Source organism: Fundidesulfovibrio agrisoli (assembly GCF_022808715.1).
GTDB lineage: Bacteria > Desulfobacterota > Desulfovibrionia > Desulfovibrionales > Desulfovibrionaceae > Fundidesulfovibrio > Fundidesulfovibrio agrisoli.
Window position 1 is genome coordinate 1 of the sequence record NZ_JAKZKX010000050.1, and the last position, 3,291, is coordinate 3,291.

2 protein-coding genes are annotated in these 3,291 nt (G+C 69.8%); both read right to left on the minus strand.

Going from position 1 to position 3,291, the window contains the following annotated elements:
* Window positions 1–202 precede the first annotated feature (202 nt).
* On the minus strand, window positions 203–1,576 hold the full coding sequence (locus tag MLE27_RS17820; RefSeq protein WP_423747993.1) for an NADH-quinone oxidoreductase subunit N: 1,374 nt from the start codon (window positions 1,574–1,576) through the stop codon (window positions 203–205).
* A gap of 32 nt (window positions 1,577–1,608) precedes the next feature.
* Entirely contained in the window at window positions 1,609–3,171 is a 1,563-nt protein-coding gene (locus MLE27_RS17825; RefSeq protein ID WP_243313983.1) for a complex I subunit 4 family protein, read from the minus strand.
* Window positions 3,172–3,291: the final 120 nt, after the last annotated feature.

A 3,291-nucleotide genomic window follows, 5' to 3' on the forward strand; every position in this document is an offset into this window, starting at 1 on the left:
CCGCGCCCCCCCCCCCCCCCCCCCCCCCCCCCCCCCCCCCCCCCCCCCCCCCCGCCGGAGGCTTCCTCACCTAGCAGCGTTGCACCCGAAGAAAGAAGCCTCCGGCGGCCAGGGGCGCCGCCCCTGGACCCCGCGAGAGGGAGTTCCTCCCTCTCGACTCCCTTCTGGCTTCGCGCCCAGAAAGGGAGGCTTCCACGCGGCGTTACGGCAGCACGACCTTGGCCGCCGCCTGGGCCAGGCCCAGCAGCGGCGCGGGATAAAGCCCGACACCCAGCAGGCAGACCGCCAGCGAGGCCCCCAGCAGGGGCGCAAGCCCGCCCGCAACGGGGGAGGCCCCTTCGGCGGCGGGCTCGGCGGTGTAGGCGTGGCGCACCATGTTCAGGTAGTAATAGATGGCGATAGCCGTGTTCAGCACCGCCACGATCACCAGCCAGTCGTGCCCGTGGCCCCACAAGGAACTCAGCAGGAAGAACTTGCCCGTGAAGCCCGCCGTGGGCGGCAGCCCCACCAGCGAGAACGCCGCCGCCAGCAGCACGAAGGCCATGCCCGGCGAGGTGCGGTACAGGCCGTCCAGGTCGGAGAGCGTGGGGTTCTGGCCGTCTTGGCGCACTCGGCAGACCACATAGAAGGCCGCCAGGTTCATCAGCAGGTAGCACACGCCGTAGAAAGCGGCCGAGGTCAGCCCGTCCGGGCCGCCCGCCACCAGCCCCATGGCCGCGTAGCCCGCGTGGGACACGCTGGAGAAGCCCAGCAGGCGTTTGAGATCCTTCTGGACCAGGGCCGAGAAGTTGCCCGCCGTCATGGAGAGCGCGGCCAGCGCGGCCAGCGCGTCGGCGGTCTGGGCGTCCAGCCCGATGGCGCCCACCAGGCGCACCAGCACGGCCAGCGCACCCAGCTTGGGCAGCGTGGAGACGAAGGCAGCCGTCTCGTTGCCCACTCCCTGGTACACGTCCGGGCACCAGAAATGGAACGGGAACAGGGCCAGCTTGAACAGGAACCCCGTCAGGTAGAGCGCCAGCCCGATCACGGCCAGGGGCGCGGCGGCGACGCTCCAGGGCTTGGCGGCCAGCTCGGCCACGTAGGTGGTGTGCTGCGCCGCCATGATGAGCGACAGGCCATAGAGCGAGAGCGCCGTGACCATGGCCCCGTACATGATGTACTTCACGGCGGCCTCGGCGGCCGGGCGGCTCTGGGCGCGCAGCGGTGCCACGGCGTAGAGGCTCAGGGAGGCAAGCTCCAGGGCCAGGTACATGGTCACCAGCTCCGTGGCCGAGGCCAGGAGCATCAGCCCCAGGGAGGATATGGCCAGGAGCATGAAGTAGTCGGGCTGCTTGGCCTCCTCCACTTCGCGCGGGCGGGAGCCGATGGCCACCACCACGCAGAAGCCCACGGCCACGGCGGCCTTGAAGAACTGCGAGAGCGCGTCCAGGCTGTAGCAGCCCCCGAACAGCACGCCCCGCTGCCCCAGGGCCAGCAGCGCAAGCGCGGCCACGGCGGCCGCGGCCCAGGCCCGCAGCGCGCCAAGTTTGGCGAAGTCCAGGGCTTCGATCAGGAACAGCAGGGCCAGGGCCGCCATGCCCGCTTCGGGGGCCAGTTGCACCAGGGCGCTCACGGCGTCACCTCCGCGATGATCGTTTGCGGGTCCGCTCCCGGCCCTGCCAGCGGCGGCCCTGCCAGCGACGGCGCGGCGTCCTTGTGGGCCAGGGCCGTGCGGGTGTTCACGTGCTCGAGCAGCCGGGCCACGGTGGGCTCCATGGAGCGCATGGCCAGTCCGGGCGCGAAGCCGATCCAGATCACCAGCACCGCCAGCGGCACCAGGGCCGTCCACTCCCGGATGTTCAGGTCCGCCCAGCCTTTCGCCGTGGCGGGCTGGCCCCAGGCCATGCTCCGCGTGGCGCGCAGCATGTAGGCCGCCGCCAGCAGCGCCCCGGGGATAGAGAGCGCCCCGGCCCAGAGGTTGGCCTTGAAGGCCCCGGTGAGCACCAGAAGCTCGCCCACGAAGCTGTTGGTGCCGGGGAACCCCAGGGAGGACAGCGCGAACAGCCCCCACAGGCCCATGAACGCGGGCAGGTATTTGCCCATGCCCATGTGGTCGGCCATCTCGCGGCTGTGGCTGCGCTCGTAGGCCGCGCCCAGCATCATGAACAGCGCGCCCGTGGTGATGCCGTGGTTGAGCATCTGCATCAGCGCCCCCGTGAGGCCCTGCATGTTGAACATGAAGATGCCCAGCGTCACGAAGCCCATGTGCCCCACCGAGGAGTAGGCCACCATGCGCTTGAGGTCGGTCTGCCCCAGGGCCGTGTACCCGCCGTAGAGGATGGAGATCACCGAGAGCCCGATCATCAGCGGGGCGAAGAAGTGGCTGGCCTCGGGGGTCAGGCCCAGGCAGAAGCGCATGAAGCCGTAGGTGCCCATCTTGAGTAGCACCGCCGCCAGGATCACGCTGCCCGCGCTGGGGGCCTGCACGTGCGCCGCGGGCAGCCAGGTGTGGAAGGGGAACATGGGCACCTTGATGGCGAAGGCCAGGGCCATGGCCAAAAAGGCCCAGCGCTGGAAGGTGACCGGGAACTCATGCCCCAGCAACTCGGGTATGGAGAAGCTGCCCCCCACGGCCCTGAAGGCGATGATGGCCACCAGCAGGAGCGTGCTGCCCGCCAGGGTGTAGAGGAAGAACTTCAGCGATGCGTAGCGCCGCTCCGGCCCGCCCCACACGGCGATGAGCAGGAACATGGGCACCAGCATGGCCTCCCAGAACACGTAGAACAGCACGAAATCGAGCGCGGAGAACACGCCCACGCAGGCCGCCGTCATCACCAGCAGGCAGATGTGGAACTCCTTGATGCGCTTGGTGATGTACGTCCAGGAGCACAGCACGCACAGCGGCAGCAGGAACACCGAGAGCAGCACCATGATGAGGCTCAGCCCGTCCAGGCCCAGGTGGTAGTGCATGCCCCACTGGGGCACCCAGTCCGCCAGCTCCACGAACTGGAAGCCCGGCTGCGAGGGCCGGAAGCTGAGCAGCGGAACCGCCAGGCCCAGCTCCAAGAGCCCCACCGCCAGGGTGAACCACCTGACGGCGGCCTCGCGCCGCAGGAGGAGCGCGGCCAGGGCCGCCGCCAGGGGCAAAACCATCAAGGTGGTCAGGAAGGGGAATCCGCCGCTTGCGGTCATGGTCTCTCCTGTCTCGAATGCCAGAACGATACGGTAAGGCCGTGGACGCCTCCGCCCGGCTCCCGGTGCGGCCTGTCCGCCGCCCGGCGGGACGGGTGTTCTTCAAATACGCCAGGACCG

Coding starts and splice junctions, on each gene's coding strand:
- MLE27_RS17825 (WP_243313983.1), bottom strand. CDS start 3,171: ATGACCGCAAGCGGCGGATTCCCCTTCCTGACCACCTTGATGGTTTTG.
- MLE27_RS17820 (WP_423747993.1), bottom strand. CDS start 1,576: ATGGCGGCCCTGGCCCTGCTGTTCCTGATCGAAGCCCTGGACTTCGCC.